13 protein-coding genes are annotated in these 17963 nt (G+C 74.8%); 8 read left to right on the forward strand and 5 right to left on the reverse strand.

Annotation, left to right across the window (positions count from 1 at the left end; genetic code table 11):
- The first annotated feature begins 64 nt into the window (after positions 1 to 64).
- On the forward strand, positions 65 to 586 hold the full coding sequence (locus tag V1L54_RS02920; RefSeq protein ID WP_330116230.1) for an ATP-binding protein: 522 nt from the start codon (positions 65 to 67) through the stop codon (positions 584 to 586).
- Positions 587 to 614: 28 nt separating this feature from the next.
- Here V1L54_RS02920 and V1L54_RS02925 read toward each other — a convergent pair whose 3' ends face one another.
- A complete protein-coding gene (locus tag V1L54_RS02925) occupies positions 615 to 1757 on the reverse strand; it encodes a flavin-containing monooxygenase (protein ID WP_330116446.1) in 1143 nt (380 codons plus the stop codon).
- Between the two features lie 608 nt (positions 1758 to 2365).
- Between V1L54_RS02925 and V1L54_RS02930 the strand changes: the two genes are divergently transcribed.
- On the forward strand, positions 2366 to 3400 hold the full coding sequence (locus V1L54_RS02930) for a LuxR family transcriptional regulator (protein ID WP_330116231.1): 1035 nt from the start codon (positions 2366 to 2368) through the stop codon (positions 3398 to 3400).
- A 164-nt stretch (positions 3401 to 3564) separates the two neighbouring features.
- Positions 3565 to 4797 (forward strand): S8 family peptidase, encoded by a 1233-nt coding sequence (locus V1L54_RS02935; RefSeq protein WP_330116232.1) that lies wholly within the window; start codon positions 3565 to 3567, stop codon positions 4795 to 4797.
- Positions 4798 to 4905: 108 nt separating this feature from the next.
- Here V1L54_RS02935 and V1L54_RS02940 read toward each other — a convergent pair whose 3' ends face one another.
- Positions 4906 to 5553: a TetR family transcriptional regulator gene (locus V1L54_RS02940; RefSeq protein ID WP_330116233.1), complete on the reverse strand. Its 648-nt coding sequence runs from the start codon at positions 5551 to 5553 to the stop codon at positions 4906 to 4908.
- 130 nt (positions 5554 to 5683) lie between these two features.
- On the opposite strand from V1L54_RS02940, the gene V1L54_RS02945 reads away from it, so the two are divergent.
- The 4 genes from V1L54_RS02945 to V1L54_RS02960 all read left to right on the forward strand — a co-directional run bounded on the left by V1L54_RS02945 (position 5684) and on the right by V1L54_RS02960 (position 10641).
- Positions 5684 to 6679: a VOC family protein gene (locus V1L54_RS02945; RefSeq protein WP_330116234.1), complete on the forward strand. Its 996-nt coding sequence runs from the start codon at positions 5684 to 5686 to the stop codon at positions 6677 to 6679.
- A 172-nt stretch (positions 6680 to 6851) separates the two neighbouring features.
- A complete protein-coding gene (afsK, locus tag V1L54_RS02950) occupies positions 6852 to 9392 on the forward strand; it encodes a protein serine/threonine kinase AfsK (protein WP_330116235.1) in 2541 nt (846 codons plus the stop codon).
- A gap of 121 nt (positions 9393 to 9513) precedes the next feature.
- A complete protein-coding gene (locus tag V1L54_RS02955; protein WP_330116236.1) occupies positions 9514 to 10011 on the forward strand; it encodes a hypothetical protein in 498 nt (165 codons plus the stop codon).
- Between the two features lie 156 nt (positions 10012 to 10167).
- Positions 10168 to 10641, forward strand: coding sequence for a hypothetical protein (locus tag V1L54_RS02960; RefSeq protein ID WP_330116237.1), 474 nt, complete (start codon positions 10168 to 10170; stop codon positions 10639 to 10641).
- A 101-nt stretch (positions 10642 to 10742) separates the two neighbouring features.
- On the opposite strand, the gene V1L54_RS02965 is transcribed toward V1L54_RS02960, so the two are convergent.
- From V1L54_RS02965 to afsR, 3 genes are all read right to left on the reverse strand, one after another.
- Complete coding sequence (locus tag V1L54_RS02965; protein WP_330116238.1) at positions 10743 to 10868, reverse strand: hypothetical protein; 126 nt, start codon at positions 10866 to 10868, stop codon at positions 10743 to 10745.
- Positions 10869 to 11101: 233 nt separating this feature from the next.
- Complete coding sequence (locus V1L54_RS02970; protein ID WP_330116239.1) at positions 11102 to 11260, reverse strand: hypothetical protein; 159 nt, start codon at positions 11258 to 11260, stop codon at positions 11102 to 11104.
- A 253-nt stretch (positions 11261 to 11513) separates the two neighbouring features.
- Positions 11514 to 14459: an SARP-family global regulator AfsR gene (gene afsR / locus V1L54_RS02975; protein WP_330116240.1), complete on the reverse strand. Its 2946-nt coding sequence runs from the start codon at positions 14457 to 14459 to the stop codon at positions 11514 to 11516.
- Between the two features lie 880 nt (positions 14460 to 15339).
- On the opposite strand from afsR, the gene V1L54_RS02980 reads away from it, so the two are divergent.
- Positions 15340 to 17943 carry a bifunctional FO biosynthesis protein CofGH gene (locus tag V1L54_RS02980; RefSeq protein ID WP_330116241.1) on the forward strand — a complete coding sequence of 868 codons (2604 nt, stop codon included), beginning with the start codon at positions 15340 to 15342 and terminating at the stop codon, positions 17941 to 17943.
- Positions 17944 to 17963: the final 20 nt, after the last annotated feature.

Consider the following 17963-nt stretch of genomic DNA (forward strand, 5'->3'; position numbering starts at 1 on the left):
AGGACAGCGGTCGCGTGCCCGTACGGGCACGCGACCGGATGCTCCCGGTCAGGGATGGTGAAGGGTGCGGATGCGTCAGATGCAGCTGGAGGTCGGAACCGATCCCAGGGAGGTGGGCAGAGCCCGCGGCTGGGCCCGGTCGCGGCTGGCCCGGTCGGGGCTCGCGGCGGACGAGCCCCTGGTGGAGACACTGGTCCTGCTGGTCTCCGAACTGGTCACCAACGCCGTGGTCCACACCGGCCGCCCCGCCCGGCTCCGCATGCTGCTCTCCGGCCGCCTCGCCGCGGGCCGGGGCACCGTGCGGATCGAGGTCGCCGACACCTGCGCCTGTCCGCCGCTGCGGCGCCGGGCCGGGGACGACGACACCGGCGGCCGCGGTCTGGAACTGGTCGGCGCGCTCGCCGACCGCTGGGGCTGGCGGCCGGAGGACACCGGCAAGCGCATCTGGTGCGAGCTGGACCGGGACGCCGCGGCGCCGGGCACGGACCCGGCGGGCGATGGCGGCGCCCCGGCGGGGACCGTATCCGGTGAAACGGTTCTGGCGAGGACGCGGAGCCGGCCGGGCGTCCGGACACCCGGCGGCTGACGCCCGGCCACTTCCCGGCCGCCGGGCGTCAGTCGCTCGTCGTGCGGGCGACGGCCCGGGCCGTCTTCCGTGCCTCGATGCCCAGTTCGCGGAGCATGCCGCTGATGGGATTGGTGTAGCCGGTGAAGTACAGGCCCGCGGCGGTGGGCAGGGTGCGGTGGCCCCGCGCGCGGGGCCGGCCGCGCTCGTCCAGCACGCCGAGGTGGCCGACCAGCTCCTCCAGCCCGCGGCGGTAGCCGGTGGCGGCTATGACGGTGTCCGGGGCGATGGTGCTGCCGTCGGCCAGGACGACCTTGGGTCCGTCGAGGGACTCCACGGCCGCCACCGGCTCTATCCGGCCCCGGCGGACCGCCTTGACGAAACCGGTGTCCTGGACGGGGATCGCGCCCTGGCGCACCCGGGTGTAGAGGCCGGTCTCCGGGCGCGGCAGGCCGTGCTTCGACAGGTCCGGCAGGGACACCTTCGCCAGCCCCCGGGCCATGACGTCCACCAGCCGCACCGGCAGGTGCCGTACCGCGATGCCGGTGGCCTGGGCGGGCCAGCCCAGGGTGGAGCGGCGCACGATGTGCGGCGGGGTGCGGACGGCGAGCCGCACCCGGGACGCGCCGCCCTCGGCGAGGTCCAGGGCTATCTCGGCGCCGGTGTTGCCGGTGCCGACGACCAGGACGTCCTTGCCCGCGTACGGCCCGGGGGCGCGGTAGTCGCGGGCGTGGAGCAGCTCGCCCGCGAAGGAGTCGCGGCCCGGCCAGTCGGGGACGTACGGGGTGTGGCTGTAGCCGGTGGCCACCACGACCACCGGGGCGTTCAGCACCCGGCCGCCGTTGGCGCGCAGTACCCAGCTCCCGTCGTCGGCCCGGTCGATCCGGTTGACCTGCACCCCGGTGGCCAGTTCCAGCCGGTGGTGCCGGGCGTACTCCTCCAGGTAGCGCACCAGGTCGTCCCGGCGCACCCAGCGGCCGTACGAGCGCGGGATGCGCAGGCCGGGGAGCGCCGAGCGGCGGCGGGTGGTGTGCAGCCGGAGCCGGTCGTAGTGGCCGCGCCAGGAGGCGCCGACCGCCTCGGACCGCTCCAGCACGACGGAGCGGATGCCGCGTTCGCGCAGGGCGGCGGCGACGGCCAGCCCTCCGGGCCCCGCTCCGATGATGTGCACGGGTCTGCTGTCGTCGGACATGTGCATGCCGATGAGTGTATGCCCCGCTTCCTCCCCCGTGGCGTCCGGTTCCCCCCGGGGATCCCGGGGACCCGCCTCGTCGGGGGCGGTCGGCGGGACGGCCGGGCGTCCTTCCGCTACCCCGGATTCACGCCGGGAACCACGTCCGGGGTCACAGATCACACGGGGAGTCAGGACCGGAGCCGGGCGGGGCCGGGGCCTGGGAGGGGGAGAGGCCCGGGTGGGGAAGCGAGCGGCGCGGATGAGGGCCGCCGGGTACGGGAACCCCGGTGGCCCTCATCCGTTGTGCGGGGAGGCATCGCCGCTCGCTTGTTTCACACCCCTTGTGCCTTTTCGCATCTTCCTCCCCCGGACGCTCGGTGCCCTGAGCGCGGGACCTGCGCTCTGGGGCCCGAGCACCGGGATCGTCGTCGCCCGGGCCCCGGCGGTACGCGGCATTCGGTGAGACCGGCCGAATGCCGGGCCGTGGTCGCACCACGGGGAAGGACGACGTGCTGTTCACCGGCCGGGGTTGCGAACCGCCCGGCGAACGCGCATGACCTCAGTTCTACCCGAGGCCCGGGGCGGCCGGTGGCACCCGGAGGACAGCGGCACTAAGGTGCCAGGGCATGAGGCGTGACGGAGGTGAGGGGGCCTCGCAGGAGCCGGGTCCCGGTGACTTAGCGGCCCATCTGACGGCACTGGGAGTGGACGAGCAGGCCGTCGCCCTGTACGTGGCGCTGCTGTCGGGCGACGAGGCGGCCCGGCGGCCGCCCGGGTCCCCGCGGGCGGGGGAGGCGCGGCGGACGCTGCTCGGCCTCGGGCTGGCGGCCGAGGTGCCGGACGGGGCGGTGGGCGCGGACGGCGCCTCCCTGGTGGCCGTACCGCCCGCGTCCGCGCTGGAGCTGCTCGCCCGGCGGGAGGCGCTCCGGCTGGAGGAGGCCCGCTCGGCGGTCAGCCGGGCGTACGAGCGGTACCGGCGCCGTACGCCGTCGGCCGTGGGCGACCGGGTCGCCGAGGAACTGGCCGGCGGCGAGATGGAGCGGGTGCTGGGCGAGGCGGTGGGCGGGGCGCGGCGGGAGGTGCTGCGGTTCGACTCGCCGCCGTACTTCTGGGACAGCGAGCGCGGCGCCAAGGAGGAGGTGGCGCAGCTGCGCCGGGGCCTGCGCTACCGGGCGGTGTACACCCGGGCCTCCCTCGCCCATCCCCGCTACATCACCGAGAACGTCCAGCCGTGTCTGGACGCGGGCGAGGAGGCGCGCGTCGTACCGGAGCTGCCGGTGAAGCTGATGCTGGTGGACGACCGGATCGGCTTCGTGTCCATGTCCATCGTGGACGTCGACATGAACCGCGGCACGCTGGTGGTGCGGCCGGGCGCGCTGCTGGCCGCGCTGCGGGCGCTGTTCGAGGCCTACTGGGACCGGGCGCTGCCCATCCACTCCCGCAACGGGAACACCGCGGTGACGGGCGGGGGGCGGCCGGGACCGGCCGAGCGCCGCATCCTGGCGATGCTCGTCGCGGGAGTGCCGGACAGCCAGATCATCCGCGAACTGGGCATCAGCCGCCGCACGTTCTTCCGCCGCATGGAGCTGTTGATGGCACAGGCCGGTGCGGCCAGCCGCTTCCAGCTCGCCCTGCAGGCGCAGCGGCGGGGCTGGCTGTGACGGCACCGCCGGTGCCGCGCCGGTGACGGACGGTCAGGCGGCCCGCCGGGCAGTGGTTTTCCGGGTGCGGACGGATGCGACGGGAGGGCCGCCGCCGCCCCGATCCCTGAGTACTCTCCATGCGGAACCGACCGGGCAGTAAGAGACAGCAGAAAGACTCACGCGTGAAGAAACCGAAGAGACCCCGCATAGCCCTGGGCGCCGCCGTGGCGGCGCTCGTCCTCACGGGTGCCACCGCCGCCACCGCGGGAGCCGCCGCTCCCGATCCCGGCTCCGCGCCGCTGGGCACGGTCCGGGGCGCCGAGGCCCCGGACACGGTGGACGGCGAGTACATCGTGGTGCTGAAGGACTCCGGCTCCCGGGCCCGGCAGCTCCGGGCGGCCGAGGGCGTGCGGGACAAGGCGGAGGAGCTGACCGACACCTTCGGCGGCCGGCCGGACCGCACGTTCGACTCGGCGCTCAAGGGCTTCTCGCTGAAGGCCACCGAGAAGCAGGCGCGGCGGCTGGCGGCCGACCCCGCGGTCGCGTACGTCGAGGCCAACCGCGTCGAGCGGGGCGACGACGTCCAGACCGACCCGTCCTGGGGCCTGGACCGGATCGACCAGCGCGACCTGCCGCTGGACGCGAGCTACACCTACCGCGGCACGGCGTCGAACGTCACCGCGTACGTGGTGGACTCCGGCATCAACATCTCCCACGAGGACTTCGGCGGCCGGGCCTCGTACGGCTACAACTTCGTGGACGGCAACCGGACGGCCGAGGACTGCCACGGGCACGGCACCCATGTGGCGGGCATCCTGGGCAGCGGGACGTACGGGGTGGCCAAGGGGGTGAAGCTGGTCGCGGTGAAGGTGCTCAACTGCAACAACTTGGGCACCACGGCGGCCCTGCTGGCCGGCTACGACTGGGTGGCCGAGAACGCCGTCAAGCCCGCCGTCGTCAACGTCAGCATCGGCGGCAGCCCGAGCGACGCCAAGAGCGCGATGATCCGGAAGCTGGTCGACGCGGGGCTCACCATCACGGCCTCGGCGGGCAACAAGGGCACGGACGCGTGCGCGCAGTCGCCCGCCCTGGAGGAGTCCGTGATCACGGTCGCCGCGACGGCCCGGGACGACTCGAAGCCGAGCTGGTCGAACCACGGCTCCTGCGTGGACGTCTTCGCGCCGGGCGCGTCCGTCCCGTCCCTGGGGATCGACTCGGACACGGCGGTGAGGACGATGAGCGGCACGTCGATGTCGGCGCCGTACGCGACGGGTGTCGCGGCGCTGTACGTCGCGGAGAACCCGGGGGCCACCCCCGACCAGGTGAGCCGGGCGCTGCTGACCGGGGCGACCGGTGACCGGGTGACGGGGGCCGGCGCGGGCTCGCCGAACCTGCTGCTGCACAGCGGCGAGTGATCCGGAAGCACTGATCCGGAAGCACTGGTCCGGACGGCGCCGTCCGGCGGACCCGATCGCCCGGACGGCCGGTGACAGGAGCCGGCCGTCCGGGCGCGGGGCGGCGGGCTACCGGCTGGGTTTGCGGCCCGTCACGCCCAGATACAGGAGGAAGGCGAGGTTCGGCTTCAGCTCGGCCCGCTTGGCGCCCCAGCTCTGGACGCTCTTCTGCTGCCCGGCCACCGAGGCGAGCATCGACACCAGGGAGCCGGCGACGGCGGCCGGACTGACGCCCTGGTCGGCCCGGCCCTTGGCCTGGAGCTTCTCGATGGACTCGGCCAGCGGGCCGATGACATTGCTCAGGACCCTCGTGCGGATCTTGGAGAAACGTTTGTCCCCCTCGGCGGCGCCCAGGTCCACCACCCGCAGGATCGCGTCGTTGCGCTGCCAGAAGGAGAGGAAGCCGTCCACCAGCTCCTCGGCCGTCTGCCAGCCGGCCTTCCCGGTCCAGGTGCGGCCGGTGGCCAGGTCGGCGAGGTCCGAGCCCTCCTTCGCCATCGTCTCGGCGAGCTCCAGGACGGCGCCCTCCACGTCCGGGAAGTACTGGTAGAAGGTGGCGGGAGAGGTCCCCGCGCGCCGTGCGACATCGATCACCCGGACGTCGCGGTACGGCGAGGAGCTGAGCATCTCGTCCAGGCAGGTGAGCAGTTTCTGCCGTGTCGCCTGGCCGCGGTGCCCGGCCACCCGACCGTCAACAGTTCGTACTTGTCCTGTCATGTCGTCAGCTTACCGAGGGATGATCGGCCCGCGATTCGACCGACCCCAAATGGGGTGATCCCCTGCACACGAGGTGATCCGCGGATAGCGTTCCCGTATCGGGACAGGACACCGCGGAAGGAACCGGATGATGGGCTCTGCCGAAGCGATTCCCCGAACGGCCTTCGCCGAGGGAGTGCCCTGCTGGACCGATGCGATGCTCCCCGACCTGGAGGCCGGCAAGCGCTTCTACGGCGCGCTGTTCGGCTGGACGTACGGCGATCCGGCACCGCCCGCGCGGGACTCCTACACCGTGGCGTACCTGGACGGCGAACGGGTCGCCGCGCTCGCGCACAAGCCGGACGGCCGGCTGCCGACGGCCTGGACGGTCTACTTCGCCACGTCCGACGCCGCGGCGGCCGCCGGACGGGTCCGCGCGGCGGGCGGACAGCTGGTCACCGAGCCGGTGCCGGTCGGCCGGGCCGGGACGATGGCCACGGCCGTCGACCCGGGTGGCGCGGCCTTCGGACTGTGGCAGGCCGGTGCCCTGACCGGCTTCCTGGCGACGCGCAGGCCGGGCGCGTACGTGTGGACCGAGCTGTTCACCCGGGAGAGGGAGACGGTGGACGCCTTCTACACGGCGGTCTTCGGATACGGGATGTACCCGGCCGGCGGCGCCGGGACCACCCGGACCGCCGGTGAGGGGACGGCCGGGAACGGCGACGGGGCCGCTGACGGCGGGTCCGGCGACGGTGGCCCGGAGACCGGCGCGGAGACCGGCGGAGAGGCCCCGGAGCTCATGGTCTGGGTCCCGGCCGGGGAACCGGCCGACGACGAACACGCCGTCGGCGACCGCACGATGATCGACGACACGTATCCGGTGGAGATGCCCGCCCACTTCCTCGTCTACTTCGCGGTCGCCGACTGCGACGCCGCGGCCCGTACGACCGTCCGGCTGGGCGGCCGGGTGGTGGAGGAGCCCCGGGACACCCCCTTCGGGCGCCATGCCGTTCTCGTGGACAACCAGGGCGCGCGCTTCGGCGTCCTCGCTCCTGCGGAACCCGTCGCGGAGCCCGCCGCCGATGCCGTGACCGATGCCGTGACCGATGCCGCTACGGAGCCCGCGGCGGCGGAACCGGCCGCCTGACGGGGCGGTCGGCGGCGCGGGCCCGCACCCGGATCGGGCGACTCACCGGCCCCGGGTTCGCAACCGCGGGCTTCGCCAGGAAGAATCGCAGTCGGACCGCGGGACCGGTACGGCGGTGGGAAGCTGCACGGGGCCGCATTCGTTGTGGGCCCTACGGGGAGGTGGCAGGCAAGTGGTGGAGCAGCTGACGCAGCACGATCCGAGACGCATCGGCCCGTTCGAGGTGCTCGGCCGGCTCGGCGCCGGAGGCATGGGGCTGGTCTACCTGGCCCGCTCGGCCTCCGGGCGGCGGGTGGCGATCAAGACGGTGCGCACCGAGCTCGCCGAGGACCAGCTGTTCCGCGTCCGCTTCACCCGCGAGGTCGAGGCGGCCCGCGCGGTCAGCGGCTTCTACACGGCCGCCGTCGTGGACGCCGACCCGCGTGCCGCGGTGCCGTGGCTGGCCACCGCGTACGTGCCCGCGCCGTCCCTGGAGGAGATAGTCAAGGAGTGCGGGCCGCTCCCGGCGCAGGCCGTGCGCTGGCTGGCCGCCGGGGTCGCCGAGGCCCTCCAGTCCATCCACGGGGCGGGCCTGGTCCACCGGGACCTGAAGCCGTCCAACGTGCTGGTGGTGGAGGACGGGCCGCGGGTGATCGACTTCGGTATCGCCTCCGGGGTGTCCAACACCCGGCTGACCATGACCAACGTGGCCGTCGGCACCCCCTCCTACATGTCGCCCGAGCAGGCCCGCGACTCACGCAGCGTCACGGGCGCCAGCGACGTCTTCTCCCTCGGCTCCACCCTGGTCTTCGCCGCCACCGGCCACCCGCCCTTCCACGGCGCGAACCCGGTCGAGACGGTCTTCATGCTGCTGCGCGAGAGCCCGGACCTGGAGGGGCTGCCCGGCGAGCTGAGACCGCTCATCGAGTCCTGCATGCGGCCGGAGCCCGAGCAGCGGCCCACTCCGGCCGACCTCCAGGCGCAGCTCGCCCCCCACCTGTTCGCCTCCGGCGGGGACGACAGCGGCACGGCCTCGGCCTGGCTGCCGGCCGGCGCGGTGGCGCTGATCGAGCGGCACCGGGGCGGCCGGTCGCGCCCCGTACGGCCGCCCGAGCGCGAGCCGCGGCCCGAGCCGGGGCAGGCCCCCGTGCCCGAACCGCCGGGGCCCGGGCACCGCTCCGCGGCCCGGCACCGGGCGCCGGAGCCCGCCGCGGCCGCGGCGGGCGGCGGTCCCGGCGCCGACTGGCGGCCCCCGGCCGCCGATCCGCGCGGCGGGGGCGTGCCCGCCGCGCCCGGGGCGGCGCCCCGGAACGCGCCGGTGGTCCCGCCCCCGCCGTCCGTACCGCCGCCCCCGCCGGCTCCGCCGCGGGCCGGCCAGGACGGGGCCGTCCGGCTGCCGGGCGCCCAGCTGCCGATCGGGCCGGGGCCGCGGCGCGCCCGGGGCCGCGATCCGGAGATCGGCGGCGGCACCTCCTGGGTGCTGCGCCCGCCGGCCGGCGCGGGCGGCGCGGGCGGTACGGCCGCCGCCACGGTGGCCCACACGCCCTCTCCCACGCCGTCCACCGCCGCCTCTCCCGCCCCGGCCCGGGAGGACGGCGCCGCGCCGCCGCGCTGGCGGCCCTGGCGCTTCCGGATGTCCAACGACGTGTGGGGCACCCCGGTCGTCGCCGACGGCCTGCTGTACGTCACCTCCTTCGAGGTCCACGCGCTGGACGTGGCGACCGGGCGGCGGCAGTTCAAGACCCGCGAGGTGGCGTGGTCGATGGCCGTCGACGGCGGCCGGGTGCACGCCTCCGACGGCCCCGGCCTGTACGCCCTGGGCGCCCGGGACGGCACCGAGCACTGGCGGGCGGGGACGGACGGCTGGGTGTACGCCCTCCGGGCCGACCGGGGCACCGTCGTCACGGCCACCCGGGGCGGCGGCGTCCAGTCCTGGGAGGCGGCGACCGGGGAACGGCTGTGGGAGCTGACCGGCGCGCAGAGCGACTTCGAGACCTCCGACGCGGCCCCGGTGCTCGCGGCGGGCACGGTGTACGTGTGGGCCGACGGGCGGCTGTACGCGATGGACGCGCGCACCGGCGCCGAGCGGTGGTCGTACCCGGTCGGGGACACCTCGGTGACCGGCGGCGTCCCGGTGCGGCCGCTGCCCGCCGGCGACGGCGCGGTGTACGTGAGCGCGGGCTCGCGGGTCTTCGCGCTCGACGCGGCGAGCGGCGCGGAGCGCTGGCGCTTCGACGCGCCCGCCGCGTTCCTGTGCCCGCCGGTGTTCGTGCCGGGCGCGGCGATCGCGGGCGGTGGCGTCTATCTGGCGGACTACCTGGGCACGGTGTACGCGCTGGACGCGGTCAACGGTCACGACCGCTGGCGGATCGCCACGGAGTCCCGCCAGTCCGCCGAACCGCCGGTGGTGGCCGACGGACTGGTCCACCTGGGCAGCGGCGGGGCGCTCTACACCCTGGACGCGGTCAGCGGCACCCCGCGCTGGCGCTTCGCGACCGGCGGCGAGATCACCGGAGCCCCGGTGGTGGCGGACGGCCGGGTGCACTTCGGTTCGGCCGACCACTGCCTGTACACGCTGGACGCGGTCGGCGGGCAGCTGCGCTGGAAGCTCGCCACGGAGGGCGAGATCACCGGTTCGCCGGTGGTGGCCGACGGTGTGGTCTTCGCGTGCAGCCGGGACCGCTGCGTCTACGCGCTGGACGCGGCCAAGGGCACCGGCCAGGCGCGCTCCTGAAGGTGCGCCGGCGGGCGCCCCGGCGCACCCGGCGGTGCGGGGGCACCCCGGCCCCTGGTAGAAATGGCGCGCGCCCGCAGGGAGTTGCGGGCGCACACCATGCGTACCGGGGGAGAGTGGGATGAGACGCCATCTGAGACTGACAGCGGTCGTCACCGTCGTGGTGCTGGCCCTGTCCGGCTTCAGCCAGGCCCGCAGTTCGGGGGGCAAGGGCGGCGGCAGCCGCAGCAGCGGTGGCGGCGGGGGAGGCTGCGGCAAGGACAGCAGCAGCTCCAACTCCTCCTCGCGCTACCGGGGCGGCTACGACAGCGACGGCGGGTCCTCGTCGAGCGGCGGCAGCGGCGGCTCCTCGTCGGCGTCGTCCTCCCGCAAGCCGGACGCCCGGGTCGTCAGCTGCCTCGGCAAGGACGGGAAGACCGTGGTCGAGCTGAGGTCCAGGGGCCGCACCGACACGTTCATCGTCTACGTCGACTTCCGCGACGGGACCGGCGGCCTCGTCGAGAGCGTGCGGACGCAGACGAGGCTGAAGGCCGGGCAGACCAAGCGCGTCGAGCTGCGGCCGGAGGACCCGGCGGCGACGGGCCGGGCGGAGGAGTGCGACCTCAGGTCCGTCTTCTGAGACTGCCGGGCCGGACAGGGAACCGCGCCGGGGTCCGGCGCGTGATTGCGGGGTGTGTCCCGCTGCCGCCCGGCGGCCGTCCGGCCGCCGGGCGGGCAGGGGCGTGACACACCCGGTTCCGTGCCCGACGGCACTCTTCTCACGGGGGGATGAGACGTGAAGCTTCGCCATGTCCGGACGGTCGCCGTCACCGCTGCCGTCCTGGTCGCGCTGACGGGCGCCCGGAAGTCCGATGGCGGCGGCTGCTCCGGTGACGACGACAACGACCGCTCCTCGTCCGTCTCGGGCGGTACCGACGGCGGGGGCTCGTCCGGCGGCTCCGCCACCGGCAGCAGCGGCGGCAAGGGCGTCAGGAAGGACATCACCGTCCTGAGCTGCGAGGTGGACTCCGGCGGGCGGATGACGGCCCGGCTGCGGATCACCAACCGCAAGGGCCTGGACGCCGCCTACGACGCCACCGTCGCCTTCCGGACAGGGACCCGGGACCACGGCACGGCCACGGTCTCCGGCGTCGAGGTGCCCGCCGGGGAGAGCTTCACCACCGAGGCGACGGGGACGCACTCGGACACCGTGGACGGCACGGAGCGGCCGCGCTGCTCGGTCACCGGGGCGAGCCGGACCACCCTCTGACGGCACGGCACGGCACTCCGTACGCGAACACGCGAACGGGGGCGGGACCGGTCTCCCGGTCCCGCCCCCGGCGGGTCGTACGGACTTCCCGGTGGTCCGCGTCAGTCTCCGAGGTGCACCGGAAGCGGGCCGGGCAGATGACTGTCGGCCAGCGCTGGGGCCGTACCGGCGCCCACCACCGCCACCGCCACCGCCAGGACGGTGAGGAACTTCTTCACGCGGGTCATGCCAACTCCTCGTCGAGAACCGGAAGGGAAGTGTTCGGAGCTTCGCGGAAGCGAAGAAGCGATACTCCTGGGTGTCTGTGTTCTTCCGCAGGTGACCGTCCGGTAATCGCTTCGGTGTACGTACCAGGGACCGGTCGCGGCGACTCCCCCTCCTCGCCGCCGAGACCGGTCCCCGGTGTGTCCCCCGTAAGTCACGGTTCGTCACTCACGGTCTGACGCTCACTGCCTGGCGCTCACTGCCTGTCGCCCTCGGGGAGCCGGGGCTCCTGGGCAGGGAGCTCGGCACCTTGAGTACCGTCGGTCTTCGGCTTCGGCTTGTCCTCACCGGGAGCCGGCAGGTGGTTCTCCAGCTGCGGGCCGTCCTTGTGAATGTTCCTGGAAATCTCGCTCATCGGGCCAACTCCTAAATACCACTGGTGGCCGGGGTGGTCCCGGCACGCCCGGCGGCTCCCCCGAACACCGCCGGACGCGCCTTGGGCCGCTCATCCCGGGTCGCGGGATGCGGGGCCCGCCGATCCGCCTGCCCCCCGACGCGACGGATCGACATGCATAAGCATCCCGGAGAGCGATAAACAATCGATGAACGTCCGCTGCCGGGGGGCGAGGTTCCCTCCCCATCGGGCTCTGACCAGCCCGGAAGGGGCCTTACGCGGCGGTGGGGGGTGCCAGCAGGCTGCGCGCCTCGGCGGCCTCGGGCGATTTCCGGGCCTCGAAGATCCTCAGCGCGTCCTGCCAGCAGGCTCGGGCCCGGTCCGTCTGGTCCAGCGCGTCCAGCGCGCGACCCAGCACCATGAGCACGTTTCCGCGCCGCCAGTCCCCACCGGTCACCCGCAGGGTGAGGGCGTGTTCGGCATGGGTGGCGGCCTGCGCGGGACGGTGCGCGGTCAGATGGGCCTCGGCCATCCGCAGATGGGTGGCCCCCTCCCACATCGGCTGGCGGCTGTCGTGGAAGATGGCGAGGGCCTGGGTGAGCTGGTCCAGTGCCTCGTCGGTGCGCCCGGCCCCGGTGAGGGCCATCGCCAGGGCGTAGCGGGCGTTGGCCAGTCGCATGGTCCGGCCCATCTCCTCGTAGATGGCTACTCCCTGTTCGGCGAGCCGGATCGCGTCCTCGGTCTGTCCCAGGGCCAGCCGGGCCCGGGAGAGGTTGCACAGCACACTGGCCTCACAGGGACGGTTGCCGTCCGCGCGGAACGCCTCCAGGGCTTGTTTGCAGTACCGCTCGCCCTCCGCGTAATGCTGGCGGAAGAGCGCGATGATACTGCGGTCGTTGAGAGCGTAGCCGCGCACCATCGGGTCTTCGGTGGACCGGGTCAGCTCAAGCGCGCGCTCCGCGTTCCTCTCCGCCGCCTCCAGGTCGCCGCTCACGCTCTGCGCATGAGTGAGCATGATCCGGGCGCGGCTCTCGGCCCGGGCGTCCCCGGCGGCCTGCGCGGCTTTCCGGACGGCGGTGGCGGCCCGCTCGTAGCGCAGCGAGTGGATGCCGGAGTCGGCCAGGTCCTTGGCGGTGATCAGCAGATCGGCCGCGCGGCGCAGGCCGTCGCCCTTCGCGGACTGCTCCACACCGGCCAGCAGGCAGTCGGCCTCGGAGAACAGCCAGTCCAGCGCGGCGGCGCGGTCCTCGAAGGCCAGCCCGGGGTACTCGGTGGCGGCCAGATGGGCCACGGTCCGGTCGCCGGGACGGGCCAGGGCGAACACCCCGGCCGCGGTGGCCAGGTAGAAGTCCAGCAGCCTCGACAGCGCCGCAGTCCGTTCGGCGGCGGGCTCGTCGCGTTCGGCGCAGGCACGCGCGTAGAGCCTTACCAGGTCGTGGAAGCGGTAGCGGCCCGGGGCGGCGGACTCCAGCAGGGAGATGTCCACCAGGGACTCCAGCAGGTCCTCGGTCTGTTCCGGGTCCCGGTCCAGCAGCGCGGCGGCGGCGTGGACGGAGACGTCGGGGCCGTCGGCCAGGCCCAGCAGCCGGAAGGCGCGGGCCTGCCCGTCCTCCAGCTGGCTGTAGCCGAGTTCGAAGGTGGCCTTGACGGCCAGGTCCCCGGCCTGGAGTTCGTCCAGGCGGCGGCGTTCGTCGGCGAGCTTGCGGGCCAGGGTGGAGACCGTCCAGGTGCGGCGGGCGGCCAGCCGGGCGGCGGCGATGCGGATGGCCAGCGGCAGGAAGCCGCAGGCGGCCACCACGTCCATCGCGGCCTCGCGCTCCACCCCGACCCGTTCGGCGCCGACGATCCTGGTGAACAGCGTCATGGCCTCCTCCGGGCTCATGACGTCCAGGTCCACCAGGTGCGCGCCGGCCAGGTCCACCATCCGCACCCGGCTGGTGATCAGCGCGGCGCAGCCCTCGGTACCCGGGAGCAGGGGGCGGATCTGGGCGGCGTCGCGGGCGTTGTCCAGCAGGAGCAGGACCCGGCGGCCGGCCAGCAGCGAACGGTACAGCGCGGCCCGCTCCTCCACCCCGTCGGGGATCGCCGGGTCCGGGGTGCCCAGTGCCCGCAGGAACGCGCCCAGCACGGCCTTCGGCTCGGCCGGGCGGTGGCCCGCGCCCTGCAGGTCGGCGTAGAGCTGGCCGTCGGGGAACCGGTCGCGGGCGGTGTGGGCCACGTGGATGGCCAGGGTGGTCTTGCCCACCCCGCCGATGCCCGCGACCGCCGAGACGGCCATGATCCGGCTCTCGGCGGTGAGGAGCTGGGCGCTCAGCTCGGCGACGAAGGCGGCCCGGCCGGTGAAGTCCGGCACGGTGGCCGGGAGCTGGGCGGGCCGTACGAAGGCGGCCGCGTGCGCCGGGGCGGTCTCCTCGGCGGGCCGGGCCAGTTCCTCGTCGGCCCGCAGGATGCGCTGCTGGAGTTCGGCCAGTTCCGGGCGGGGGTCCACGCCCAGTTCCTCGGCCAGCAGCCGGCGGGTGTCGGCGTAGACGGCCAGCGCCTCGGCCTGCCGGCCGGCGCGGTACAGCGCCAGCATCAGCAGCTCGCGCAGCCGTTCGCGCAGCGGGTGCGCGGCGGTCAGCGCGGTCAGCTCGCTGACCGCCTCGGCGTGGGAGCCCAGTTGGAGGTCGAGGCCGAGGCGGTGTTCCAGCAGGGACAGCCGCCACTCCTCCAGCCGGGTGCGCTGGTTCTCCGCGTACGGGCCCGGCACCGAGGCGAGCGTCTCGCCGTCCCAGCAGGCCAGCGCCGCGTCGTACAGCTCCCGGGCCCGGGCGCGGTCCCCGGCCGCGGTGGCCTTCTCCGCCTCGGCGGCGCGGGCGGCGGCGGTGTCCGCGTCCAGTTCGGTGCCCGGGCCCAGCCGGATCGCGTAGCCGCCGGACTCGCTGATCAGGGCCTCGGCGCCCAGGGCCTTGCGCAGCCGGGAGGCGTAGGTGCGCAGCGCGGCCAGCGCCCGCTGCGGCGGCTCCTCGCCCCACAGCGCGTCCACCAGCTCCTGCGCGGTGGCGGTCTGCCCGCGGCGCAGCAGCAGGGCGGCGAGCAGGGCCCGCTGCTGGGGGGAGCCGGCGCCGGTCTGCTCACCGTCGCGCCAGGCACGCACCGGCCCGAGCACGGCGAAACGCAGCCGGTGCCGGCGGCCGTCCGGCTGCAGTCCCGCGCGTGCAGTGTGCCCCTCGGCGTCCATGGTGCCCCCTGCGAAGTGTTCGACCCGCAGCGGCCAGTGTGCCCCGGGGAGGGCGGGTACGTCAGCCGTGCACCCGTCCTCTCCCCACGGTCACCGCAAAGCCGCGACACAACCCCGATGACCGGCGCCCGCGGAGGGCGCCCCGCCATCTGATGCTTCGACATGCACCGGCCACGGTACCGGTGTTGCCCGCCGATGGTGCCAGTCCCCGCCCGTCCTCCGCACCGGGAGCGGTGGGGCGGGGCACCGGTCCTCGTGGGCTGGGAACGGTGTACTCGGCCCTCCTTGCCGGAGGAGCCGTCTGGACCGCCGGGGTTCCCGCCGTGCCGCTGCCGGAGGAACGGTGCCGCCCCGCCGGGGACCCGCTGCCGGGGCCGCGGCTTCCGCCGCTGCTCCCGCGCATGCCCGGGCCGCCGGAGGACCGGTGCGGGGCCACGGCCCGCCCACCGCCCGGCCCGGCCGCCCGCCGGTGCGCCGGACGCGGCAGGGCGGGAACGGCCGCGATCCGCGCGGCTCCGCTCCGGCGGTCGGCCGGCCCGGCATGAGCGGAAGGGCGGCGGCACCGGAACGGAACGCCCGGGGAAAGGCCGAATCACGCCCGGGGAAAGTCCGGAACACGACGGCGTAACACGACGGCGGAACACGGTCACCGGGGTGCGGAGACCCGGCTCGGGGACACGCGGGACGCGGGATGCCGGGCGAGGGCGCCGGGGAAACCGGGGGAACCGGCGGGACCGCCTGTTCCGGCCACCCGGACCGGAAACGGAGCGGTGCGGCCCCCGGACTCCGCCCGTCCGGCGCCCATGGGCGCCGGACGGTGTGAGAACGCTCTCCGGCGGCGGTCCCGGCACCCGCCGGGGGCCGCTCGTATGCTCGCTCCATGACTTCGTCCGACACCCCGGCCCGGCAGGCAGCCCCCACCCCCAACGCCATGCGACGGGCCCTGCGCAGGGCCCGCGACGGGGTCGCGCTGGACGTGGCCGAGGCCGCCGTGCTGCTCCAGGCGCGCGGCGCGGACCTCGCCGATCTGACGGCCTCGGCCGCCCGGGTGCGGGACGCCGGACTGGCCGCGGCGGGCCGCCCCGGGACCATCACCTACTCGAAGAGCGTGTTCGTCCCGCTGACCCGGCTGTGCCGCGACAGGTGCCACTACTGCACCTTCGCCACCGTGCCCGGAAAGCTGCGCCGGGCGGGGCACGGCGCCTTCCTGTCCCCGGACGAGGTGCTGGACATCGCGCGGCGCGGCGCCGAACTGGGCTGCAAGGAGGCCCTGATCACCCTCGGCGACAAGCCCGAGGACCGCTGGCCCGAGGCCCGCGAGTGGCTGGACGCGCACGGCTACGACGACACCCTCGCGTACGTGCGGGCCGTGGCGATCCGGATTCTGGAGGAGACCGGGCTGCTGCCGCACCTCAATCCCGGGGTGCTGTCCTGGACGGACTTCCAGCGCCTCAAGCCCGTCGCCCCGTCCATGGGGATGATGCTGGAGACCACCGCCACCCGGCTGTGGAGCGAGCCCGGCGGCCCCCACCACGGCTCCCCCGACAAGGAGCCGGCCGTACGGCTGCGCGTCCTGGAGGACGCGGGCCGCTCCTCGGTGCCGTTCACCAGCGGGCTGCTCGTCGGGATCGGGGAGACGTACACCGAGCGCGCCGAGTCGCTGTTCGCGCTGCGCCGCGTCGCCCGCGCCTACCACGGAATCCAGGAGCTGATCATCCAGAACTTCCGCGCCAAGCCGGACACGGCGATGCGCGGCATGCCGGACGCCGAGCTCGACGACCTGGTGGCCGCCGTCGCCGTCGCCCGGCTGGTCATGGGGCCCACCGCCTGCCTCCAGGCGCCGCCGAACCTGGTGGACGGGGAGTACGGGCGGCTCATCGGCGCCGGGATCGACGACTGGGGCGGCGTCTCGCCGCTGACCATCGACCACGTCAACCCCGAACGCCCCTGGCCGCAGATCGACGTGCTCGCCGAGCGGTCCGCCGAGGCCGGCTTCCGGCTGGCGGAACGTCTCTGCGTCTACCCGGAGTTCGTCCGGCGCGGCGAGCCCTGGCTCGACCCCCGGGTGCTGCCGCACGTCACCGCGCTGGCCGACCCGGACACCGGCCTGGCCCGCGCGGACGCCGTCCCCCGGGGCCTGCCCTGGCAGGAGCCCGACGAGCCGCTGACCGCCACCGGCCGCACCGAGTTGCACCGCACCGTCGACACCGACGGCCGCACCGGCGACCGCCGCGCCGACTTCGACGAGGTGTACGGCGACTGGGAGGCGCTGCGCGAGAGTGCCGCGCCCGGCATGCGCCCCGGTCCCGAACGCCTGGCGGGCGACGTGCGCGCCGCGCTCGGCACCGCCGCCGACGACCCCACCCGCCTCTCCGACGAGCAGGCCCTCGCCCTGCTGCACGCCGACGGCCCGGCGCTGGACGCCCTGTGCCGCGTCGCCGACGACCTGCGCCGCGAGGTCGTCGGCGACGAGGTGACGTACATCGTCACGCGCAACATCAACTTCACCAACGTCTGCTACACCGGCTGCCGCTTCTGCGCCTTCGCCCAGCGCCGCACCGACGCCGACGCCTACACCCTCTCCCTGGAGCAGGTCGCCGACCGCGCGCGGCAGGCCTGGGAGGTCGGCGCGGTCGAGGTGTGCATGCAGGGCGGCATTCACCCGGACCTGCCGGGCACCGCCTACTTCGACCTCGTCCGCGCGGTGAAGGAGCGCGTGCCGGGCATCCACGTGCACGCCTTCTCCCCGATGGAGGTCGTCAACGGCGCCACCCGCACCGGCCTGTCGATCCGCGACTGGCTGACGGCCGCGAAGGAGGCCGGGCTCGACACCATTCCGGGGACGGCCGCCGAGATCCTCGACGACGAGGTGCGCTGGGTCCTCACCAAGGGCAAACTGCCCGCCGCCACCTGGGCCGAGGTGGTAACCACCGCCCACGAACTGGGCATCCGCTCCTCGTCCACGATGATGTACGGGCATGTGGACCAGCCGCGCCACTGGCTCGGCCATCTGCGGCTGCTGGCACGGATCCAGCAGGAGACCGGCGGCTTCACCGAGTTCGTCACCCTGCCGTTCGTCCACACCAACGCCCCGGTCTACCTCGCGGGCATCGCCCGCCCCGGGCCGACGGCACGCGACAACCGCGCGGTGACGGCCATGGCCCGCCTCCTGCTGCACCCGCACATCACCAACATCCAGACGAGCTGGGTGAAACTGGGTGCCGAGGGGGCCGCCGAGATGCTGCGCTCGGGCGCCAACGACCTGGGCGGCACCCTGATGGAGGAGACCATCTCCCGGATGGCGGGCTCCTCTTACGGCTCCCACCGCTCGGTGCGGGAGCTCACCGCCATCGCCGAGGCCGCCGGCCGTCCCGCCCGGCCCCGCACCACCACCTACGGCACGGTGCCCGAGGAGCGGACCCGGACCGCCCTGGCCCACGACGGCCGCCTCCCGGAGCTGCTGCCGGTGCTCGGCGACCGATGACAGACCGATGACCTGCCGGG

This window comes from Streptomyces rubellus (assembly GCF_036323805.1).
In the GTDB taxonomy this organism is placed as follows: Bacteria; Actinomycetota; Actinomycetes; order Streptomycetales; family Streptomycetaceae; genus Streptomyces.